The organism is Cognatishimia activa, assembly GCF_001458335.1.
Lineage (GTDB): Bacteria > Pseudomonadota > Alphaproteobacteria > Rhodobacterales > Rhodobacteraceae > Cognatishimia > Cognatishimia activa.
Window position 1 is genome coordinate 818937 of sequence record NZ_CYTO01000024.1, and the last position, 19867, is coordinate 838803.

The 19867-nt window shown below is 55.1% G+C and carries 20 protein-coding genes and 1 tRNA gene; 9 read left to right on the forward strand and 12 right to left on the reverse strand.

Features of this window, described 5'->3' with window-relative positions; translation table 11 throughout:
* Window positions 1-5: 5 nt before the first annotated feature.
* The 3 genes from TA5113_RS16725 (at window position 6) to TA5113_RS15120 (ending at window position 2004) form a co-directional block, all read left to right on the forward strand.
* Window positions 6-698 carry a MerR family transcriptional regulator gene (locus TA5113_RS16725; RefSeq protein WP_082625938.1) on the forward strand — a complete coding sequence of 231 codons (693 nt, stop codon included), beginning with the start codon at window positions 6-8 and terminating at the stop codon, window positions 696-698.
* Window positions 699-760: 62 nt separating this feature from the next.
* Window positions 761-837, forward strand: a tRNA-Pro gene (locus TA5113_RS15115).
* Between the two features lie 90 nt (window positions 838-927).
* A complete protein-coding gene (locus TA5113_RS15120) occupies window positions 928-2004 on the forward strand; it encodes a 2'-deoxycytidine 5'-triphosphate deaminase (protein ID WP_058316032.1) in 1077 nt (358 codons plus the stop codon).
* Here the strand turns inward: TA5113_RS15120 and TA5113_RS15125 are convergent, their stop codons facing one another.
* Window positions 2005-2532, reverse strand: a complete 528-nt coding sequence (locus TA5113_RS15125; protein WP_058316031.1) for an Lrp/AsnC family transcriptional regulator — start codon at window positions 2530-2532, stop codon at window positions 2005-2007.
* Between the two features lie 79 nt (window positions 2533-2611).
* Between TA5113_RS15125 and TA5113_RS15130 the strand changes: the two genes are divergently transcribed.
* The gene (locus TA5113_RS15130) at window positions 2612-3757 is read left to right on the forward strand and encodes an MFS transporter (protein WP_058316030.1); all 1146 of its coding nucleotides are present in this window, start codon (window positions 2612-2614) and stop codon (window positions 3755-3757) included.
* Window position 3758: 1 nt separating this feature from the next.
* Here the strand turns inward: TA5113_RS15130 and TA5113_RS15135 are convergent, their stop codons facing one another.
* The 8 genes from TA5113_RS15135 to TA5113_RS15170 all read right to left on the reverse strand — a co-directional run bounded on the left by TA5113_RS15135 (window position 3759) and on the right by TA5113_RS15170 (window position 11215).
* On the reverse strand, window positions 3759-3956 hold the full coding sequence (locus TA5113_RS15135) for a hypothetical protein (RefSeq protein WP_058316802.1): 198 nt from the start codon (window positions 3954-3956) through the stop codon (window positions 3759-3761).
* An 87-nt stretch (window positions 3957-4043) separates the two neighbouring features.
* Window positions 4044-4712, reverse strand: a complete 669-nt coding sequence (gene scpB / locus TA5113_RS15140) for an SMC-Scp complex subunit ScpB (RefSeq protein WP_058316161.1) — start codon at window positions 4710-4712, stop codon at window positions 4044-4046.
* 16 nt (window positions 4713-4728) lie between these two features.
* Window positions 4729-5526, reverse strand: coding sequence for a segregation and condensation protein A (locus tag TA5113_RS15145; protein ID WP_058316028.1), 798 nt, complete (start codon window positions 5524-5526; stop codon window positions 4729-4731).
* Between the two features lie 3 nt (window positions 5527-5529).
* Window positions 5530-6522 carry a glycoside hydrolase family 3 N-terminal domain-containing protein gene (locus tag TA5113_RS15150; protein ID WP_058316027.1) on the reverse strand — a complete coding sequence of 331 codons (993 nt, stop codon included), beginning with the start codon at window positions 6520-6522 and terminating at the stop codon, window positions 5530-5532.
* 7 nt (window positions 6523-6529) lie between these two features.
* Window positions 6530-7438: an SPOR domain-containing protein gene (locus TA5113_RS15155; protein WP_082625937.1), complete on the reverse strand. Its 909-nt coding sequence runs from the start codon at window positions 7436-7438 to the stop codon at window positions 6530-6532.
* 133 nt (window positions 7439-7571) lie between these two features.
* Window positions 7572-9317 (reverse strand): arginine--tRNA ligase, encoded by a 1746-nt coding sequence (gene argS / locus TA5113_RS15160; RefSeq protein ID WP_058316026.1) that lies wholly within the window; start codon window positions 9315-9317, stop codon window positions 7572-7574.
* A gap of 74 nt (window positions 9318-9391) precedes the next feature.
* Complete coding sequence (locus TA5113_RS15165; RefSeq protein ID WP_058316025.1) at window positions 9392-9994, reverse strand: SDR family oxidoreductase; 603 nt, start codon at window positions 9992-9994, stop codon at window positions 9392-9394.
* A 69-nt stretch (window positions 9995-10063) separates the two neighbouring features.
* Window positions 10064-11215, reverse strand: a complete 1152-nt coding sequence (locus tag TA5113_RS15170; RefSeq protein ID WP_058316024.1) for a deoxyguanosinetriphosphate triphosphohydrolase — start codon at window positions 11213-11215, stop codon at window positions 10064-10066.
* 141 nt (window positions 11216-11356) lie between these two features.
* On the opposite strand from TA5113_RS15170, the gene TA5113_RS15175 reads away from it, so the two are divergent.
* Together TA5113_RS15175 and TA5113_RS15180 are read left to right on the forward strand one after the other, a co-directional pair.
* Window positions 11357-11680, forward strand: coding sequence for a HesB/IscA family protein (locus TA5113_RS15175; protein WP_058316023.1), 324 nt, complete (start codon window positions 11357-11359; stop codon window positions 11678-11680).
* A 184-nt stretch (window positions 11681-11864) separates the two neighbouring features.
* A complete protein-coding gene (locus TA5113_RS15180; protein WP_058316022.1) occupies window positions 11865-14426 on the forward strand; it encodes a GcvT family protein in 2562 nt (853 codons plus the stop codon).
* Here TA5113_RS15180 and TA5113_RS15185 read toward each other — a convergent pair.
* A complete protein-coding gene (locus tag TA5113_RS15185) occupies window positions 14423-14854 on the reverse strand; it encodes an SRPBCC family protein (protein ID WP_058316803.1) in 432 nt (143 codons plus the stop codon). The genes TA5113_RS15180 and TA5113_RS15185 overlap by 4 nt on opposite strands.
* A gap of 55 nt (window positions 14855-14909) precedes the next feature.
* On the opposite strand from TA5113_RS15185, the gene xth reads away from it, so the two are divergent.
* On the forward strand, window positions 14910-15689 hold the full coding sequence (xth, locus tag TA5113_RS15190) for an exodeoxyribonuclease III (RefSeq protein WP_058316020.1): 780 nt from the start codon (window positions 14910-14912) through the stop codon (window positions 15687-15689).
* Between the two features lie 52 nt (window positions 15690-15741).
* On the opposite strand, the gene TA5113_RS15195 is transcribed toward xth, so the two are convergent.
* The gene (locus tag TA5113_RS15195; protein ID WP_058316019.1) at window positions 15742-16917 is read right to left on the reverse strand and encodes an FAD-dependent monooxygenase; all 1176 of its coding nucleotides are present in this window, start codon (window positions 16915-16917) and stop codon (window positions 15742-15744) included.
* Window positions 16918-17004: 87 nt separating this feature from the next.
* The gene (dksA, locus tag TA5113_RS15200) at window positions 17005-17427 is read right to left on the reverse strand and encodes an RNA polymerase-binding protein DksA (protein WP_058316159.1); all 423 of its coding nucleotides are present in this window, start codon (window positions 17425-17427) and stop codon (window positions 17005-17007) included.
* Window positions 17428-17640: 213 nt separating this feature from the next.
* Between dksA and TA5113_RS15205 the strand changes: the two genes are divergently transcribed.
* A complete protein-coding gene (locus TA5113_RS15205) occupies window positions 17641-18480 on the forward strand; it encodes an AAA family ATPase (RefSeq protein WP_058316018.1) in 840 nt (279 codons plus the stop codon).
* On the forward strand, window positions 18477-19856 hold the full coding sequence (locus TA5113_RS15210) for a DUF2927 domain-containing protein (protein WP_058316017.1): 1380 nt from the start codon (window positions 18477-18479) through the stop codon (window positions 19854-19856). Before TA5113_RS15205 ends, TA5113_RS15210 begins: the two co-directional genes overlap by 4 nt.
* The last annotated feature ends 11 nt before the right edge of the window (window positions 19857-19867 follow it).

A 19867-nucleotide genomic window follows, 5' to 3' on the forward strand; every position in this document is an offset into this window, starting at 1 on the left:
CACCAATGCCCAAATCCAAAGACGCATTTCGCACGATCAGCGAAGTCGCCGATTGGCTTGAGGTCCAACCTCATGTGCTGCGGTTTTGGGAAAGCAAATTCTCTCAAGTACGCCCGGTAAAGCGCGCCGGTGGGCGACGGTATTACCGTCCGCAAGACATGTTGTTGATCGGTGGCATCAAGCAGCTTCTGCATGACGATGGCATGACCATCAAAGGCGTCCAGAAACTGTTGCGCGAAAAGGGTGTGAAAGAAATCAGCGCCCTCTCCCGTCCGATTGATGAAGAAGACGTCGTTCAAATGGAAGACCTGAAAGATCCGGCACCCGTGACGGAAGCGGATTTGATTGGCGACGTTAAAGAGGACGTGAAAGAGGACGTGGCTGAATCTGCGCCGACAGAGACACCGTCCGCAGCAGCACCCGCCGTTTCGGAAGAACCCGCACCGGTCGAGGCAGCTGTTGAAGAAACGCAGGAGGTTGACGCGCCTCCTGAACCGGCTTCCACTGAAGAGCCGGCCTCCAAGAAGCCCGTTAATCCGTTCAGCGACGATGCTCCTGGCTGGGAAGTGCGCCGCAAAGTCATCGCGCGGCTTACTGAAATGTCTGAAATTGACCCGTCTAAACGCGCGGCCATTGCTGCTGCGGTTTCTGATCTGGCGAAGGTGCAAGCCCGTCATCAATCCACCCCAAATGCTTGAGGCATAAAGTGGATTTAAGGACTTGCCCTTACCCACCAAACCGTTATGAAGATTTTTACCGTCGGGCTATAGCGCAGCCTGGTAGCGCGTCCGTCTGGGGGACGGAAGGTCGCAGGTTCAAGTCCTGCTAGCCCGACCAACAAAAACGCCCGGGGTTCGACCCTCGGGCGTTTTGTGTATCTGACGCACCGACCGGTTTTGAACACCGGGATATGAATTGGGGGATCATATGACAGGCGTTCTGCCAAGCCAAATCCTTGAAACCATGTTGAAAAATGGTGCTATCCGCGTGTCCGATCCCATTGTGGATGGTCAGGTGCAACCGGCAAGTCTTGATTTGCGTCTTGGCAAAGTTGCCTACCGCGTGCGCGCGTCATTCTTAGCTGGTGAAGGCAATTCCGTTGCCGATCGCCTGAACGAATTCGAAATGCATCAGGTTGATTTGAGCGATGGAGCAGTCCTTGAAAAAGGCTGCGTCTATGTCGTTCCTTTGATGGAGTCTCTTGATCTACCAAGCGACGTGAACGCGGTGGCAAATGCCAAAAGCTCGACCGGTCGTTTGGACCTTTTGACCCGCACGATCACGGATGGTGGCGTTGAATTTGACCGCATTCCAGCAGGTTATTCCGGCCCGCTTTACGCAGAAATCTGCCCGCGCTCCTTCTCGGTTCTCGTGCGTCCCGGCATGCGCCTGAACCAGATCCGTTTCCGCCAAGGTCAAAGCGTTCTGACGGATTCTGAATTGATCGCGGTCCACGCGGAAACCCCATTGGTCGATGGCGATGCGGTGATCGATGATGGTCTTGGGTTCTCAGTTGATCTAAAGCCTGAAGATGGAACATTGGTTGGCTACCGGGCCAAACCCCATACAGGCGTGATCGATCTGGAACGGATCGGCGAATACGACCCAGAAGAGTATTGGGAAGAAGTGCGCAGTGACAACGGCCAGATTATTCTCGATCCCGGCGCGTTTTACATTCTCGTCAGCCGCGAAGCGGTGACAATCCCACCACAATACGCCGCAGAAATGGCCCCTTACCTTGCCGTGGTCGGTGAATTCCGGGTTCACTACGCGGGGTTCTTTGACCCGGGCTTTGGCTTTGCTGATGCAGGCGGTGCGGGATCACGTGGTGTCCTCGAGGTACGCTGCCACGAGGCGCCATTTGTTCTAGAGCACGGCCAAGTGGTTGGCCGTTTGGTCTACGAGAAGATGGCTGCCCTGCCCGAGCAGCTTTATGGCGCGGGCATTGCGTCCAACTACCAAGGCCAGGGCCTTAAGCTCTCCAAACACTTCAAAATGAGCTGATCACTTCACGTGCTCACCTTCAGTGAGCTCATGGGTGATCTCTGCCTGCACGCCCCTCTCCATATGGGTGTTGAGCACCACATAGGTGTGCGTCCCACGCACCCCAGTCTTGTGATAGAGCCGCCAAAGAAAGCCCTCCATCGCTTGGGCGTTCTCGACACGCACTTTGAGAATCAGTGAGCTGTCTCCGGTGATCGAGTGAATCTCTTCAACCTCGGGCAATTCACCCAATTCAAACACCTCTTTGGTCTTTCCCCAGCCAGATGATTCCACGTGCACAAAGGCCAAGAAGTGCTTGCCGACGGCCGCGCCATTGAGCTGCGCCATGGTTTTCTCAATCGCGCCCGCTCTGCGCAAACGCTTCACACGTTCATGCACTGCAGGCGCCGAAAGACCCACGTCTTTGCCAAGCTCTGCGTAGCTCACGCTCGCATCCCGCGCCAAAGCGCCTAATATTTTTCGATCCAAAGCGTCCAAGGGCCGCTCACGCGGTGGGTTTTGCCGAAGATTATCTGTTTCTTTTACCATGTGTTTCTTTTCATTTGCCGAATGTTGTTCTGCATTTTTAATATCACGCTTAACAAACTTCTGAACATGTGAAAATTCGATGGTTTATCTTCTGATGATCGCGGTCGGCTTGATCGGCGCGAACTCTCTGATCCTTTCTCCAATAGCTGCTGAAGTGGCAGCTGGACTTGATGTGGCCAATCCTGCAGACGTCATGAGCGCCGCTGGCACGTATGGCGTCGGCGTCGCGGTCGCGGCTTTAGGACTAGCCCCGCTCGCCGATCGTTACGGGGCAGATAACACGCTGAAAGTTGCCCTCCTTCTCATAGCAGGCGCATTAGGTCTCAGCGCCCTTGCCCCAACACTGACCATCCTGATCCTTGGCCAGACGCTTACCGGCGTTGGCGTAGGGATTGCATTGCCCGCGGCTTACAGCATGGCCGCGCTGATCGCCGCGCCCGGAAAAGAAGCGCAGACCGTCGGTAAGGTCCTGACAGGTTGGATGCTCGCCATGGTCGGCGGCGTGACGCTGAGCGCTTATGGCGCGGAAATCTTCGGGTGGCGCACTGTCTTCGGGGTATTGGCGGTCGCCGTGTTCTTTGTTGTGCTGGTCATGCAGGTGATCAGCCTGCCCAAAGCACCGCGCACAGAGAAAGTCACGTCACCGATCAGTGCATTGCGCGTGCCCGGTATCCTTGGCGCTTTATTTTCCGTCGCAGCCTTCAGCTTTGCGTTCTATGGAATCTACAACTATCTCGGCACCCATATCACGGAACATCTTGGCCACCCGGTCTCTGATGCTGGCATCTACACGCTCATCTACGGTCTAGGTTTTGGATTCGGTATGTTCTTTGACCGCTTTTTCGAAGGCGTCGGCCCGCGCCGTGCCTTGGCAGCGATCTACGGAGCATTGGTGGTGTTTATGAGCGCAGCCTATCTAACCGTTGATTGGTTTCATGGTCTCGCCGCGTTGATGTTCGTATGGGGTGTGATCAACCATTTCGGCTTGAATATGACCGTAAACCGTTTGACGGCGCTCGATCCCGCTCAAAGAGGCGCGATCATGGGGCTGAATTCAGCAGTCATGTATCTAGGTGTTTTCGGCGCGACATTGGGGTTTGGTCCGCTGTTTGACACATGGGGCCTTCGCGCCTGTATCGTAACAGCCGCAATCATTGCGACCATCGGATGTCTGGAATCACTTTATGCTCGGCATCTCGACAATAGATTGAGACTAGCGTCGTAAATTAGAACCTAGAGGTCCGACGGATCATACGCATCGCTTGCTTAGCTTGTTTTGCGTTATGCTTTGGAGCTCCATTGCCTGCGCTGCGGCTTTCATCAGCATCACCGCGTTTGGACACCGCATCAAAGCCTGCATTGACGCCTTTGTTCACCAATTGGCGCATCACACGGCGCATGATCATATTGATAATTTGGTTCATTTTACTGCTCTTTTCCTGCGTTTCAGGGTCTTTTAGCTGCAAAATGGGGCGATTTAAGGGCAAATTAATGGACGGTTAATTGCTGATTTAATCCTCAAAAAGTTCGGACTGCCCTTCATTTGTTTCTTCAGCCAAATCCTCATCTTCCGGCGATGTGGGCAAAGTTCCCGGTGGCAGACGGTTGTCGAGCAGTCCTGCAGCCCGAAGTTCTTTCAGCCCCGGTAAGTCACGCGCGCTTTCAAGACCAAACTGATCCAGGAACTGTTGTGTCACAACAAAAGTCACCGGCCGCCCCGGAGTCATTTTGCGACGACCGAACCGAATCCATTCCATGTCTAAGAGCTGATCCACGGTGCCACGGCTCACGGAAACCCCACGAATTTCTTCGATCTCGGCACGGGTGACCGGCTGGTGGTAGGCGATGATTGCAAGTGTTTCGATCGCCGCGCGCGAGAGTTTGCGTGTCTCAACCTGTTCCTTTTGCATCAAAAACCCAAGGTCTGGCGCCGTGCGAATGGCATAGGCATCGCCAACTTTCACGACACGCACACCCCGTCCCTCGTAGCGTTTGCGCAGATGAACCAAAGCCTCCGCCGCATCCGCACCATGGGGCATACGCGCGTTCAGCTCTTTCACCGTGACCGGCTCGGCAGAGGCAAACAGGATCGCTTCGACCATACGTTCTTGTTCACCCATGGGTGGCGCTTCAAAGAGACTTTCTTCTTGTACGTCAGGCGTGTTGGTCTCTTCAGCCATATCGTCAGCCACTTCATCAACCATGGTCGTTTTCTTTCTGTCGTAACTCGATCCGCCCGAACGTGCCGTCTTGGCGCAGATGCACTTTGCCTTCCTTGGCAAGTTGCAAGGAGGCCGCAAAAGTGGCTGCCGTGGCAGAGCGGCGGCGTTTGGGGTCGGCTTCCCATCCTTCAGGCAAATAGCTTAAGATATCCGTCCAAGTCCCTGCAAAACCAATCAAATTCCGCATTCTGTCTAGGGCTTCTTCCAACGTGTAGACGCTGTCACGATCCATCACGAAGGGGCGGAATTCGTCTTTGGTTTTCAGCCGCGCATAGCCCTGCATCAGATCAAGCAAGGTCGCCGTATAGGTCACGATCTTGGTTTTGGTGACATCTTCAGGGATACCGCGGGCAAAGAAATCTCGGCCCAACCGGTCGCGCGCCATTAATTGGGCGGCAGCATTTCGCATGGCCTGCAAACGCTCCAACTGGAACGCGAGGTGAGCGGCGAGCTCCTCGCCACTCGGACCTTCTTCCTCTGGATCGGGTGGCAGCAAAAGCCGCGATTTTAAGAAGGCAAGCCAAGCGGCCATCACCAGATAGTCGGCGGCCAGTTCAATGCGCAGCTCTTTAGCTTTTTCAACGAAAGCAAGGTATTGGCGCGCCAGTTGCAGGATCGAAATCTTGCGCAGGTCGACCTTTTGCGTTCGCGACAAGGTGAGCAGCAAATCAAGCGGGCCTTCAAAGCCATCGACGTCAATAATCAGCGCTTCAGCCGCGAGTCGATCGGCTACCGCCTCTCGCTTTGCCTGTTCGATGAAATCGTCCGTCATGCCCTACTCACTTAAGTAAGTTTCAAGCTCCGCTGTCAGGGCGTCAATGTCAACAGATTTGGGGGCTTTGCGCGCGCTCAACGCCGCATTCGCGCGGCTTTGGGTCAGTTCAGTCATGGTGCCACTTGCAGTGGCCACAGCGACCATCTCGTCCATGTCGCCATTGCAGTGCAAAACCACGTCACAGCCTGCTTTGATAGACGCTGCGCTTCGGTCTGCGACAGAACCGCTGAGCGCTTCCATGGAAATATCATCGGTCATGATCAGCCCATCAAAGCCAATCTCATTGCGGATCAAACCCATCATGGTTGGGGAAATGGTGGCAGGTTGATCGTCAATCGCCTCGTAAACCAAATGGGCCGTCATCCCCATTGGCAGATCATTCAACGCTTTGAACGGCGCAAAATCTGTGGCGAGTTCTTCACGGCTAGCTGCGACAGTCGGCAGATCCAAATGGCTATCAACTTGGGACCGTCCATGGCCCGGAATATGCTTCAAAACCGGCAACACGCCACCATCCAAGTGACCATCACTGACGGCACGCCCGATCTCAGAAACACTATCCTTATCAAACCCATAGCAGCGGTTCTTCAGGAACGGATGCGTTGCCTCAACAGCCACATCGACCAGAGGCGCACAGTTGCTATCAATCCCGAGGTCTCGCAACTCATGAGCCTGAATGCGTGAGCGGATGTACATGGAGCGGGCGGCGTTCTCGCCTGCTTTCATGATCTGATCAAGCGGCGGCAACCAATCCCGCGCGATAGGTGATCGCAGGCGTTGAACCCGGCCACCTTCCTGGTCAATCAGGATGGGGGCATCGTAGCCAACGGAAGCGCGCAACTCAGCACACAACGCACGGATCTGGTCAGCAGTGTCGATGTTGCGGCTAAACAGGATGAAGGCGAATGGCTTTGCGTCGGCAAAAAACGCTTTTTCATTGGCTGTAAGTGAAAGCCCCTCACAGCCCAAGATGGTTGCGCCAAATTGGGTCATCGTGCCATCAGCGCGTTACGACTGGGATACAATCGGCGTTCTCTGCCTTCAAAGAAGAACACAAACGGCGCGCATCGCTTAGGTCTGCAAAGCCCATGGCGCGCAGGCGATAGAAGGTTCGCCCGCCGCTGGTGGCCTTTTGGACGACGCGTTGCTTGTCACCAAGGTAGTCACCGAATTTCGTCTGCAGTTTATCCCACTCTGCGCGGGCAATTTCTGGGCTCGCATATGCACCCAATTGAACAAGGCGCGTGCCTGCTGGCAGGCTTTCAGCGGCCACTTCAAGAGGTTTCGCTTCTGGCGTTGCGGCTGCAATCGGCTGAGACCGCTGTGCTGGGCGCAGTTTTGGACGCAAAGAGGTGCCAAGACCCTCTTTGGCAACAACTGGAGTAACTTCAGGCGCAGGCTCCGTAACGGGCGCAACTTCGCCCAAAGGTTCTGCATCGCCGACCAGCTGACCAATCACAGCATCCACATTGCTTGTATCGAGCGCAGCCGGCGCAGCAATTGGCGCGGGCGCTTCGATCGTTGGTTCTTCGGTTACGACGGGTGCCGCCGCGATTTGCGTCGCACCGGATGGCGCATCGTTTTCGTTTAATTCAATCGGCGCTGGCGCGAGCACCAGACGATCTGCAGGTGCAGCTGCGGTGCCCTCAGCGGCAACGCCATTCACAGAAAGACCTTGGTGGGCGGCTTGGGTTCCTCCGGGATCAATAGGCTGTTCACGCATGGGCCCTTCAATGGCACGTACGACTGGGACACCCGTCACATCGCGTACCAAAAGCTTGTATCCCCAAACGCCCGCGCCAATCAGAAGGCCAAGCGACACAATTGCGCCGGCCCAATTGGCTATGTTTCCTGCAATTTGCGGGGAGTCCACCTGAGGACCTGTTCCGTCCATCGGAATTTGTGCCATGCTCGCCTCTTGCTCTTATTCTGCCCCCCTTTTGCCGCCATTTATTGGCGATCTTTGTGGTGCAAAATGATTGTCCAGCGAGTGGAATCGCCGGGGTTTCTTGCCATTGCCTCAACCCCGACGATCTGGTGCTTTATCGCATCTCTTGTGCCGGAGTTACCCCCAAGATACCAAGTCCTGAGGAAATAACAATGGCGACGGCACGTGCGAGGGCGATTTTTGCCTGCGTGGCTTGAGCGTTGTCTTCTTGCACAAAACGCAGTTCCGGCTTGTCTTTGCCGGTGTGATACAGGCTGTGCAGATCGCTGGCCAATTCATAGAGATAGAACGCCACCCGGTGCGGTTCATTTGTGCGTCCCGCGATTTCCACAAGACGCGGCCATTCGGCGACCTTTTTCGCGACAGTGACTTCCGCTGGGTCTAGCAAACCAGACAGGTCAGCACCTGAAATCGTTGCGTCAGACACATCAACGCCTGCCTCCGCTGCTTTCTTCACCGCAGAGCACACACGCGCATGGGCGTATTGCACGTAAAAGACCGGGTTGTCTTTGGACTGCTCGAGCACTTTGTCAAAGTCAAAGTCCAACGGCGCGTCGTTTTTCCGGGTCAGCATCACAAACCGGGTCACATCAGAGCCAACTTGGTCCACCACATCGCGCAGAGTCACAAAGGTCCCTGCCCGTTTGGACATTTTGAATGGCTCGCCGTTCTTAAAGAGCTTCACCAGCTGGGTCAGCTTGATGTCGATGGGTGTTTGACCATCAGACAGCGCAGACACAGCCGCCTTCATCCGTTTGACATAGCCACCATGGTCAGCCCCAAAGATATCGATCAACAGATCAAAACCTCGGGTGACCTTATCGTAGTGATACGCGATGTCTGGCGCGAAATAGGTCCATGATCCATCAGACTTCTTCACCGGGCGGTCAACATCATCCCCATGATCCGTGGACCGGAACAGGGTTTGCTCCCGTGGTTCCCAATCTTCTGGCTTTTTGCCTTTAGGCGGCTCGAGCACGCCTTCATAGATCAGACCTTTGTCTTCCAAAGACTTCAACGCGTCTTCAATGCGGCCGGTGCCATAGAGCGCTTTTTCCGAGAAAAAGACATCCATTTCGATATTGAGCTGTTTCAGATCCGCGCGGATCAGATCCATCATCTGTTCCGTCGCGTATTCGCGCACCTCTGCAAGCCAGACACTTTCGTCTTGGCCCACGTAAGCATCACCGACCTTGTCTTTCAGCGCTTCCCCGACTGGGATCAGATAGTCACCCGGATAGGTGCCATCCTCAAACGCGACCTCTTGGCCGTGCGCTTCCAGGTACCGCAGGTAAACCGACCGCGCCAGCACATCGACCTGCGCGCCGCCGTCATTGATGTAATATTCACGGGTCACATTGTAGCCCGCGTAATCTAGCAGAGATGCCAAAGCATCGCCGAACACCGCGCCACGGGTGTGACCCACATGCAAAGGACCGGTTGGGTTCGCAGACACGTATTCCACGTTGACCTTTTTGCCCTGGCCCATGGCAGAGCGACCAAACCCATTGCCATTCTCCAATACGGCTTTGACCAGATCTTGCCACAGCACCGGCGCAAGACGCAGGTTCAAGAACCCCGGACCAGCCACTTCGGCTGTCTCAACCCGCGCATCCGCACCCAATTTAGCGGCCAATGCTTCCGCAATGTCTCGCGGTTTCATTTTCGCAGGTTTCGCCAGCACCATCGCGGCGTTGGCGGCCATATCTCCATGGGCCGCATCCCGTGGCGGCTCAACGGCGACATTGGTGAAATCCAGACCTTCTGGCAAAGCGCCTTCGCTTTGCATTGCGGTCAGTTGCTCGATCACCAGATCGCGGATTTCCGAAAACAGGTTCATGACAGATGTCCTTTTGCTTTGGACGGGGTTTATCACTGACAGCGGTGCCGTCAATTGCTGGATTGCGGCAAGCTTTATCGAGAAGCGGCGCGAACAGGAATATGGACGCCGGTGAAATTGTTCCAACCCGCGCGCGCGGCGATGTCCACCGCCTTCGCCAAGGCATTGGCTGAGGCACCGGGTGCAGGCCGAACCACATTAAAGGTGACTCGTTGCGGTCCCCATTTCTCAGCCAAAGTCGCGGCCATCTGCAGACACGCCGCTTCTACCATTTTTGCCGTGGCATCCATGGAGTGGAAAGGTTTCGGAACAATTGAAACAACACAGCCATCTGCCGTGCTCAAGGCGGGCTCAAAAGCAGACATCAGCGCTTTGGATGTAAACGGCACATCTGCTCCTTCGCAACACTCGGACAACGCCAGTGCATCGATCAGAACGTCGATCGGCTCATCGCCCCAAATCTTTCCGACAACTTTTACTGTCTCTGCTTCCATTTTCTCGACCGGCAAAGGCTCAAGCAACGTAGGCGCGCGACGTGCCATGGACATCAATTCGTCTTCATCTTCATCCAGCAGAATGACCCGTGCACGGGCGCTCTCTAGCTGTGGCAGCAACCGCCACACCAGATCCGTCGCTGCACCGGCGATTAAGACCGTTTTATCCGCAAAGATATCCATAAGCCGGGCCATATCTGATCAGGCCCAACAGGAACAGTGATAATTATGTAATCGCCCTTATAATATGGCTTAGAGGGGCAACTTCTCGCCCATCAGACGCTCATATTCCGTCAATGCGTATCGATCCGTCATTCCCGCGATGTAGTCGGAGACTTTGCGCGCCAACGTCGTCTCATCGGGGATTTGCTTGATGTCTTCTTGCCATGTGAGAGGCAGGAGATCCGTACGTTCCATAAAGAGCGGGAAAAGCTGCTCGACCACCTTGGTGACCTGAGCGCGTTTTTCCATGACCGATGGAGCGCGGTACATTTGGGAAAACAGAAACTTACGGATGACATTCAGATCGGCTTGGAACCCATCGGAAAACGCAATAACCGGAGCACCATAGGCACGGATATCTTCGACGCTTTTCGCACCACACTCAGCCAAGAGATCGCTTGATGTTTTGATAACATCCGCCACCATCACCCCGAACACCCGGCGCAAACCCTCATGTTTGCGACGGTTCTGGCTGAGCCCCGGATAAGCTTTATCGACCTCGGCGAACGCTTCACCAATGACCGGAAGTTCTTCGATATCTTTTTCCGAGAACAAGCCAGCGCGCAGACCATCCTGTAAATCATGGTTATTATAAGCCACGTCATCCGCCAAAGCCGCCACTTGGGCTTCGGCGCTGGCATGGGTGTGCAGTTCTAGGTCATGCAATGTGTTGTAGTCAGCCAGCGCGTAAGGAATGTCTCCAAGAACCGGACCATTGTGTTTGGCAATGCCCTCAAGGCATTCCCATGTCAGGTTCAGCCCATCAAATTCTGCATAGTGACGTTCCAGCGACGTGACGATCTTTACCGCCTGTGCGTTATGATCAAAGCCACCATAGGGGGCCATCAAGTCATGCAACGCGTCTTCGCCGGTATGTCCAAATGGCGTGTGGCCGAGGTCATGCGCCAATGCGACCGCCTCGGTGAGTTCTTGGTTAAGTCCCAAAGCGCCGGCAATGGTCCGTGCCACCTGTGCGACTTCAATAGAGTGCGTCAGACGGGTCCGAAAGTAATCCCCTTCATGTTCCACAAACACCTGGGTCTTATGTTTTAAACGTCGAAACGCGCTGGAATGAATGATGCGGTCCCGATCCCGTTGGAAACATGACCGAAACGCGCTTTCTTCTTCTGAAACACGTCGCCCCCGAACTCTGCCCGGATCGGATGCAAATGCTGCGATCATCACGATTGTCCCTCTCGCTGATACATGCCGCTTGTACTTGTCGCCTGTCCTATGGCACCTTATATACTCCACTCTACCCGGAACGCCATGCTTCATGATCCGCTCCAGTAAACTGTCTAACCATTTGTCAGGAGTGACAAAATGCAACTGCCACCAAAGGTAACAGATCGTGCTTTTGAACGTCTCGCTGAAATCGGCGCGGGCGATCAGGGCCAGGCATTGCGTGTTGCAGTAGAAGGCGGTGGCTGTTCTGGTTTTCAATATGAAATCAAACTGGACGAACCGGCAGAGGACGATCTTGTGCTGGAAGGCCAAGGGGAAAAGGTTGTGGTCGATAGTATCTCCCTCCCTTTCTTGGCCGATGCAGTGATTGATTTCACAGAAGAATTGATTGGCGCACGGTTTGTGATTGAAAACCCGAACGCGTCCAGTTCTTGCGGCTGCGGTACCAGCTTCTCCATGTAATCAGCCGGCACACTGAGCCTGCCGAAAACGACAATTTTTCCCGATAAATCGCCAAAAGGTCGTTTCTCTACCGGAATGGGCGCTTATGGACTTTTCTTGCCTTTAAGACTTGCAAAAGTCCTGCGTGACGCTGACGCGATCAGCTAGACTAAAGCCCAATAAAACTCAGTACCGGAGGCCCGCCATGTCCCAATTCCCAGAACGCGCAAGAGTCGTGATCGTTGGTTTGGGAGGGATCGTTGGCGCATCAGTCGCCCATCATTTGGTGGAACGGGGCTGGGATGACATTGTCGGGATCGACAAGTCTGGTGTGCCAACCGACGTGGGCTCCACCGCACACGCATCAGACTTCTGCTACTGCACCAGCCATGATCCATTGACCACGTGGTCCACCATGTACTCGGTCGATTTCTACGAGAACCTCGGTCACTACTCTCGGATCGGCGGTTTGGAAGTGGCGCGTGTTGGTGACGATGAGCGCATGCAAGAGCTGAAGCGCCGCTGTGATTCCGGCCGCGCTTTTGGCACCAATGTGAAGATGATCTCCGCCAAGGAAGCGAAGGAAAAATTCCCGCTTTTGGAAGAGGATCAAATCCAAGGCGCCATGTGGGATCCAGACGCAGGTCTTGTGGTACCGCGCTCTCAGACCGTAGCGGGCAAGCTTGTTGATATGGCGGAAAAGTCCGGCAAACTCAAAGTCTTCGCAAATACGGCTGCCCTTGAATTGATCCACGAAAATGGCCGTGTCACCGGGGTGAAGACCCATCGGGGCACTATCATGGCGGATCACGTTGTGGTCTGCGCCGGCATTTGGGGGCGCTTGGTGGCCGAGATGGCCGGAGAAGACCTACCGGTCATGCCCGTCGATCACCCGCTGACTTTCTTTGGTCCTTATAACGCATACGAAGGCACCGGGCTCGAAATCGGCCGGCCTCTTCTGCGTGACCAAGGCAATTCCGCATATATGCGTGACACCGGCGATCCCAACACCACCGAAGGTGGCCAGATCGAATGGGGTTACTACTACGAAAAAGACGTGCGGATGGTGCACCCATCGGGCATCCTTTCCAAAGAAGAAAGCCGCTTGTCCCCGTCCCAGCGCGATCTTGAACTAGAAGACGTCATCGAGCCGCTTGAGCGCGCCATGGAGCTGACGCCCATCCTTGCGGAGCTTGGTTATAACGAAAGCCACTCTTTCAATGGTCTGTTGCAAACAACTTCTGATGGCGGCCCCTCCATGGGCGAAAGCCGCAAACTGCGCGGGCTATGGTATGCGGTGGCGATCTGGGTGAAAGACGGACCGGGCATGGGCAAACTGATTGCTGATTGGATGACTGACGGGCGGACGCATATCGACCATCACGCCATCGATTACGCCCGTTTTGACGACTATGCGCTGGAGAAAGACTTCATCGCCGGTCGCTGTAGCGAAACGGCAGCCAAAATCTACAACCCACCAGTCCACCCACGCGAACCCTTTGCAACGGGTCGCGACGTGCGTCGTTCACCCTTCTATGAGCGCGAAGTGGAACTGGGCGGTCATTTCATGGAACTCGGTGGCTGGGAACGGGCCCACGGCTACGCCGCAAACGAACATCTGCTCGAGAAATACGCAGATCAAGTTCCGGTGCGCGAGGCAGAGTGGGACAACCGCCACTTCTGGCGTGTTTCTAACGCCGAACAGCTGGAAATGTCCGCGGATTGCGGCATGATCAATCTATCCCACTTCCATATGACAGAGATTTCAGGCCCAGATCATGTGGCGCTTCTGGAATGGTTGTCTGCGGCCAAAATCGGTGGTGAGCGCAATATCAATCGCGGCATCTATACCCATTTCTTGGACGAAGAAGGCATGGTCCGCGCGGATTTCACGATCCTGCGCTACGAGGACAAATGCCACCTGATCAACGGTGCCGATGCAGGCCCGCGGGACTTCCAATACATGAAGCGCGTGGCGCAGGACAAAGGCTTTGATGTCACCATCACCGATGTCACCACTGCCAACACGACGATTGGCGTTTGGGGTCCAAATGCACGCGAGAACCTCAGCAAACTTGTTGATAATCCGGAAGAATTGACCGCCGAGAACCACGCCTTTGCGACCCTAAAACCCATCACCATCGCGGGTAAATCCGTAACGGCTTTCCGCATTTCATATGTTGGCGAACAGGGCTGGGAATTGCATATGGCCTATGAAGACGGCCTCGCAGTCTGGGACGCACTCCGCGAGCTTGGGATCACCGCCGTGGGCGTGGAAACCTACGCCAACTCCCGTCGGATGGAGAAATCCCTGCGCCTGCAAAACGCGGATCTTTTGACCGAATACAACCTGTTTGAAGCCGATCTGGCGCGACCAAAGATCAAAAAAGCGGATTTTGTCGGCAAAGCCAAACACGTGGAATTCCACGCGCGTGAGGCGCAACCCGCGATGCTGTGCACCTTGGTGATGAAAGACAATCACGATGCCAATGGCGTGGCGCGCTACCCGGTTGGCACTCTACCCGTTCTGAACCCGGAAGACGGCAAACCGCTGATCGACAGCGAAGGCCGCCGATCTTATATCTCATCCATGGCTTTTGGGCCCACCGTGGGCAAAAACATTGGTCTGGCCTACTTGCCGCAAGAGGATTGCACGCTCGGCAAAGTCCTCCACACCACTTACATGGATGAGGTCTACGAGGTTGAAGTGGCGGGCGTCGGCTATGCGCCGCTGTATGATCCAGAGAACCTTAAGCCGCGCAGTTAACGCGCCGCGTAATCTGCAAATGCTTTCATCAACCCTTGGGTCTGCGCTTGAAAGGCCTGAGGGCGAAGCATTGCAATCAAGTTATTGAAACCTTTTAGTTTCATCTCCAGATCAACGCGCCACAAAGTGCCGCCCTCTGGGGTTTCATAGAAGGTATTGCGCGAAATGCTGGCGGATTGATCAGAGACATAGGACACGGCGTAGCTGTCCGGCAGATCCTTGGCCAAAATGGTTTCGATCATCTCAAACGGGCGGTCTCCGAATTTAAAATTCAGCAAGCTTGTCGCGCCTATGGTGCCCGGTTCTCCGTCGAGCGGCTCCATGCTTTGAAACCCCGGCTGCCAGTGACGACGCTGGCGATGATCGGTCAAAGTTTGCACAACCTGGTCCCGGTGCAGGTCAATGGTCTGTTCGGCAAAGTATTTCATATCTGACACCTGAATTCGGGTTGAGCGCGCCCCTTGATAGCGCCATAGTCGCCACATGAAAATCGCGACTTTCAATATCAACGGCATCAAAGCCCGGATCAACGCCCTACCCGATTGGCTCGACGAAGCGCAGCCAGATGTGGTTTTATTGCAAGAAATCAAATCCGTAGACGAAGCGTTCCCGCGCGAGATCTTTGAAGATCGCGGCTACCGGGTCGAAACCCATGGTCAAAAAAGTTTTAACGGTGTGGCGATCCTGTCGAAATTGCCATTGGAAGACGTGACCCGCGGTCTGCCCGGCGATGATGAAGACGAACAGGCCCGTTGGATCGAGGCGACAGTCATGGGCGAGGTTCCTGTGCGCGTCTGTGGTCTGTACCTGCCCAACGGCAACCCAACCCCAGGGCCGAAATACGACTATAAGCTTGCGTGGATGGAGCGCATGCAAGCCCATGCCGAGGCGTTGCTTGAGGCGGAAGAACCATTCTTGATGGCAGGCGATTACAACATCATCCCGCAAGATGAAGACGCCCGCCGCCCGGAAGCCTGGCAAGAAGATGCCCTCGCCCGCCCGGAAAGCCGCGCGGCCTACCGACGCCTGCTGAATTTGGGTTTCACCGAAGCCTTTCGCGCCCGCACGTTTGGGCCAGAGCATTATTCCTTCTGGGACTATCAGGCTGGCGCTTGGAACCGCGACGACGGCATTCGCATCGACCACTTCCTGCTGTCCCCACAATGCGCGGATATGTTGGTGGATTGTCAAATCGACAAAGAAGTGCGTGGCCGCGAGAAACCATCCGACCACGTGCCGGTTTGGGTGGAGTTGGCGGCGTAACAGAGGTCAGCGCCCTCCTGGAGGAGGTCGGGCGCAGCCCGGCGCGGCCGGGCTATGGGTTTTCGGTCACGTCAAACCGATATATCCAATCAAACTGCCCCAGCAATTTCTTAGGCGCAGACGCACCCAACGCGCTCAGACCGGTATGCGCTACCCAGCGCATCGGTGGGAATGACAGGTGATATTTGCGAGCACTACCAGTGGCTTGCGCGACAACTTTAACGCAACGATCATATCGCTTCGCCTGATACGCGGCCAATCCAACCTCGGTGCTTTCCGACATCGCCAAACAATCTGCCAAGACCCAAGCGTCTTCCATCGCCATCACCGCCCCTTGCGCCATGAATGGCAAAGTTGGATGCGCCGCGTCACCCAAAATCGCAACGTTTTCACCAAACCATTTCGGTGCAACCGGATGACGGAACAGACCCCATAACCCGGTCTCGGTCACCTGATCCAGAAGCGCAGGAATAGGCCCGCCGAAATCCGAAAAAGCCGCGCGTAGGTTGTTGGGATCGTCCTTGTGGCTCCAGCCTTCCTCCACCCAATCCATGCGCTCTTGCACGGCGACAATATTCACCAAATCACCACCCCGGATCGGATAGGTCACCATATGCCGCTTTGGGCCCATGGTGAGCCGCGTGAGTGGTGGGTGATCCATTGTGTTTGGAACCGTGGCACGCCATGCGGTTTGACGGGTGAAAAACGGCGCAGTGGTACCATTCAGAGCTTTGCGAACGACGGAATGCAGGCCGTCCGCGCCGATGATCAGATCGGCGGTGAATTGTGAACCATTGGCAAGGGTGACCTTTGGCACAGCGCCCGGCACCACGTTTTCTGCTTTCTGCAAGAGCCGGATTTGCACACCCGATTCGCGGCAAGCGGATACTAAAATATCAATTAAATCAGCGCGATGGGCGAAGAAGTATTCTTGATCGGCGTCCAAAAGGCCCAGATCAAGCCGCGTGACCACGCGACCCGCCTTATAATCCCGCAGCTCGACTGCTTCGCCTTTGACCGCCTTGGCGCGCAAAGCGTCCCCCAGCCCCAAAGCACGCAACACACAAAAGCCATTGGGGCTGACCTGAATGCCCGCCCCGACTTCTTTGATGGCCTCCGCCTGCTCCAGCACCGTGACCTGCGCCCCACGCTGGGCAAGTGCCAATGCTGCGGTCAATCCGCCAATCCCGCCACCGAGGACGCCAATTTTCAAACCGAGTAATGTCATGTCACGCCTTACAAAACAAAACCGCCGGTGTGTTTCAACACCGGCGGCCGTAAATTTCCGTGATCTTACTCAGATCAATCGTCGCATTTAGTCGTCACGATGAACCTTCTCGCGGCGCTCGTGGCGTTCCTGTGCTTCCAAAGACATGGTCGCAATCGGACGCGCATCCAGGCGCTTCAATGAAATTGGGTCCCCGGTCACTTCGCAATACCCGTATTCACCTTCGTCAATTCGGCGCAGGGCAGAATCGATTTTGGCAACCAGCTTGCGCTGACGATCCCGTGTACGCAGCTCTAGCGCACGGTCAGTCTCTTCGCTTGCGCGGTCCGCAATATCTGGAATGTTGCGTGTGTTGTCTTGCAGGCCTTCAATTGTATCCCGGCTACCCGCCAGAAGTTCTTCTTTCCAATCAATTAGCTTGCGACGAAAATATTCAATTTGACGATCGTTCATGAACGGTTCGTCATCTGCTGGAACATAATCCTCCGGCAGGAAAACTTCAGCTTTCATATCCGCTCCCTCATCGTGGCGCATGCCTGATGCCCTAGCCGTTCAGACATGAACCCGGATTTACTTGCCGTGATGTATCGCAGTGATAAAGGAATGTCACTACCAGAAGTGACGTGTCGGCGAGATGAACGCCATCGCATTGAAGTGAACGCTTAAGAAAGCTAGGTTGTGCAAAAGGGATAAGCCACTAAAACCATGAAGAGGCGCGAAAAAATGAAATTTGAAGGCACAAAGGATTACGTTGCGACAGCGGACCTGACGATGGCCGTGAACGCCTCTGTAACCTTAGAGCGCCCGCTTCTGGTGAAAGGCGAACCCGGCACAGGTAAAACCGAGCTTGCCAAGCAGGTTGCAGCTTCTTTGGGGCTGAAAATGATTGAGTGGAACGTGAAATCCACCACCAAAGCGCAGCAAGGTCTTTACGAATATGATGCGGTCAGCCGCTTGCGTGACAGCCAGCTTGGCGATGAGCGTGTGCATGATGTGGCCAACTACATCCGTAAAGGCAAACTCTGGGAAGCCTTTGAGGCGGGTGAAAAAGTTGTTTTGCTTATTGATGAAATCGACAAAGCCGATATCGAATTCCCGAACGATTTGCTGCAAGAGCTCGATAAGATGGAATTCCATGTCTACGAGACAGGTGAGACCGTCCGTGCAAAACAGCGCCCGATCATCATCATCACGTCAAATAACGAAAAAGAACTGCCAGATGCGTTTCTGCGCCGCTGTTTCTTCCATTACATCAATTTCCCAGATGGCGAGACGATGAAAGCCATCGTCAAAGTGCATCATCCGGGCATCAAGGATCAGCTTTTGACCGAAGCGCTGACCCAGTTCTATGAAATCCGCGAAACCCGTGGGCTTAAGAAGAAGCCTTCTACCTCTGAAGTGATTGATTGGCTAAAACTTTTGCTTGCTGAAGACCTATCACCAGAAGACCTGAAACGAGACGGCGCGAATGCCCTGCCAAAGCTGCACGGCGCGTTGCTCAAAAATGAACAGGACGTTCATCTGTTTGAACGTCTCGCGTTCATGGCGCGGTCTGAACGGTGAGTTTTTCCGCCCTCAAATGGCTTTCTTTAGGTGCTTTCGTTGCGCTGACCGCTTGTGCGACCACAGGGACACAAAGCGCGCACCCGACGCGCGCAAAATTGGCTGAGACCAGCTTGCCACCGCTTAAGAGCTTCCGAGCAAGGCAAGAAGCGTTGCCCAACCGCTCTAACGCCGATATCGCTCGCGACTTCTTGGACCTGACCTTTTCCTTGGAAAGCGGGCGATCTTTGCCGGTTATGACCCGGTTTGAAGGGCCCATCACGGTGAAACTGGAGGGGCGCACCACCGCAACGTTACGCTCTGATCTCTCGCAACTGATTGGTCGCCTGCGCAAGGAAGCGGATATCGACATTCGTCAAATTAGTGAAGGTCGCGCGAATGTGACGATCCAGGCGGTTTCGAAAAGTGACATCAAACGTGCCCTGCCCCATGCGGCCTGTTTTGTGGTGCCCAATGTCACAAGCATCAGCGAGTATCGTCGTGCCCGTGGCGCGGCACGTACCGATTGGGCGGGCCTGACCCGGCGCGATCAGCTGGCCATCTTCCTGCCTTATGACACCAGCCCACAAGACATGCGGGATTGCCTGCATGAAGAGCTGGCGCAAGCGATCGGGCCGCTGAACGATCTTTATCGGCTGGATGACAGTGTCTTTAACGATGACAATTTCCACGTAACCCTGACCGGGTTCGACATGTTGGTCCTGCGCGCCTACTACGATCCAAGCCTGCGCAATGGCATGACACAATTACAGGTCGCTGAAAGGCTACCCGGCATCCTCAACAGATTGAATCCAAAAGGAAACCACGGCCGGATAGCACCGCTGACCCGCACCCCTCGTGCTTGGATCGACGCGGTTCAGGACGCTTTGGGGCCGACTGGATCAGCTGGCAAACGCATCGCCGCAGCGAACGCTGCCTTGAATATCGCCAAGTCCCAAGGCTGGACGGACCACCGGCGCGCGTTCAGTCACTACATGAATGGACGGGTGCAACAATTCCGCGACCCGAGACTGGCGGATCAGCATTATCGACTGGCCGATCAGTACTTCCAAGCGGCAACGCCAAATGGCCCGCACCGTGCGGCTGTTGCTGGACCCCGTGCTGCTTTCGCATTGGCGTCTGGAGATCCAAAGACCGCGTTGAAGATCGTCGATCGCCATATCTCTTCGGCAGAACGCTTTCAGAATGCGATCCATCTTTCGAGCCTTTTGATGATCAAGGCAGAAGCCCATGACGCCTTGGGTGAAAACGCCGCGGCCCAAGCTGCGCGACTGGACAGCCTTGGGTGGGCGCGATACGGCTTTGGGCCGGAATGGATCGTGCGCGCAAAATTGCGTGAAGTTGCACTCCTTAATCCGACAAACAGAACGAACTAGACCTCCAAAAG

Coding starts and splice junctions, on each gene's coding strand:
- TA5113_RS15135 (WP_058316802.1), bottom strand. CDS start 3,956: ATGAACCAAATTATCAATATGATCATGCGCCGTGTGATGCGCCAATTG.
- TA5113_RS15130 (WP_058316030.1), top strand. CDS start 2,612: ATGGTTTATCTTCTGATGATCGCGGTCGGCTTGATCGGCGCGAACTCT.
- xth (WP_058316020.1), top strand. CDS start 14,910: ATGAAAATCGCGACTTTCAATATCAACGGCATCAAAGCCCGGATCAAC.
- TA5113_RS15120 (WP_058316032.1), top strand. CDS start 928: ATGACAGGCGTTCTGCCAAGCCAAATCCTTGAAACCATGTTGAAAAAT.
- TA5113_RS15175 (WP_058316023.1), top strand. CDS start 11,357: ATGCAACTGCCACCAAAGGTAACAGATCGTGCTTTTGAACGTCTCGCT.
- TA5113_RS15170 (WP_058316024.1), bottom strand. CDS start 11,215: ATGATCGCAGCATTTGCATCCGATCCGGGCAGAGTTCGGGGGCGACGT.
- TA5113_RS15165 (WP_058316025.1), bottom strand. CDS start 9,994: ATGGATATCTTTGCGGATAAAACGGTCTTAATCGCCGGTGCAGCGACG.
- TA5113_RS15205 (WP_058316018.1), top strand. CDS start 17,641: ATGAAATTTGAAGGCACAAAGGATTACGTTGCGACAGCGGACCTGACG.
- argS (WP_058316026.1), bottom strand. CDS start 9,317: ATGAACCTGTTTTCGGAAATCCGCGATCTGGTGATCGAGCAACTGACC.
- TA5113_RS15150 (WP_058316027.1), bottom strand. CDS start 6,522: ATGACCCAATTTGGCGCAACCATCTTGGGCTGTGAGGGGCTTTCACTT.
- TA5113_RS16725 (WP_082625938.1), top strand. CDS start 6: ATGCCCAAATCCAAAGACGCATTTCGCACGATCAGCGAAGTCGCCGAT.
- TA5113_RS15185 (WP_058316803.1), bottom strand. CDS start 14,854: ATGAAATACTTTGCCGAACAGACCATTGACCTGCACCGGGACCAGGTT.
- TA5113_RS15155 (WP_082625937.1), bottom strand. CDS start 7,438: ATGGCACAAATTCCGATGGACGGAACAGGTCCTCAGGTGGACTCCCCG.
- scpB (WP_058316161.1), bottom strand. CDS start 4,712: ATGGCTGAAGAGACCAACACGCCTGACGTACAAGAAGAAAGTCTCTTT.
- dksA (WP_058316159.1), bottom strand. CDS start 17,427: ATGAAAGCTGAAGTTTTCCTGCCGGAGGATTATGTTCCAGCAGATGAC.
- TA5113_RS15180 (WP_058316022.1), top strand. CDS start 11,865: ATGTCCCAATTCCCAGAACGCGCAAGAGTCGTGATCGTTGGTTTGGGA.
- TA5113_RS15125 (WP_058316031.1), bottom strand. CDS start 2,532: ATGGTAAAAGAAACAGATAATCTTCGGCAAAACCCACCGCGTGAGCGG.
- TA5113_RS15145 (WP_058316028.1), bottom strand. CDS start 5,526: ATGACGGACGATTTCATCGAACAGGCAAAGCGAGAGGCGGTAGCCGAT.
- TA5113_RS15195 (WP_058316019.1), bottom strand. CDS start 16,917: ATGACATTACTCGGTTTGAAAATTGGCGTCCTCGGTGGCGGGATTGGC.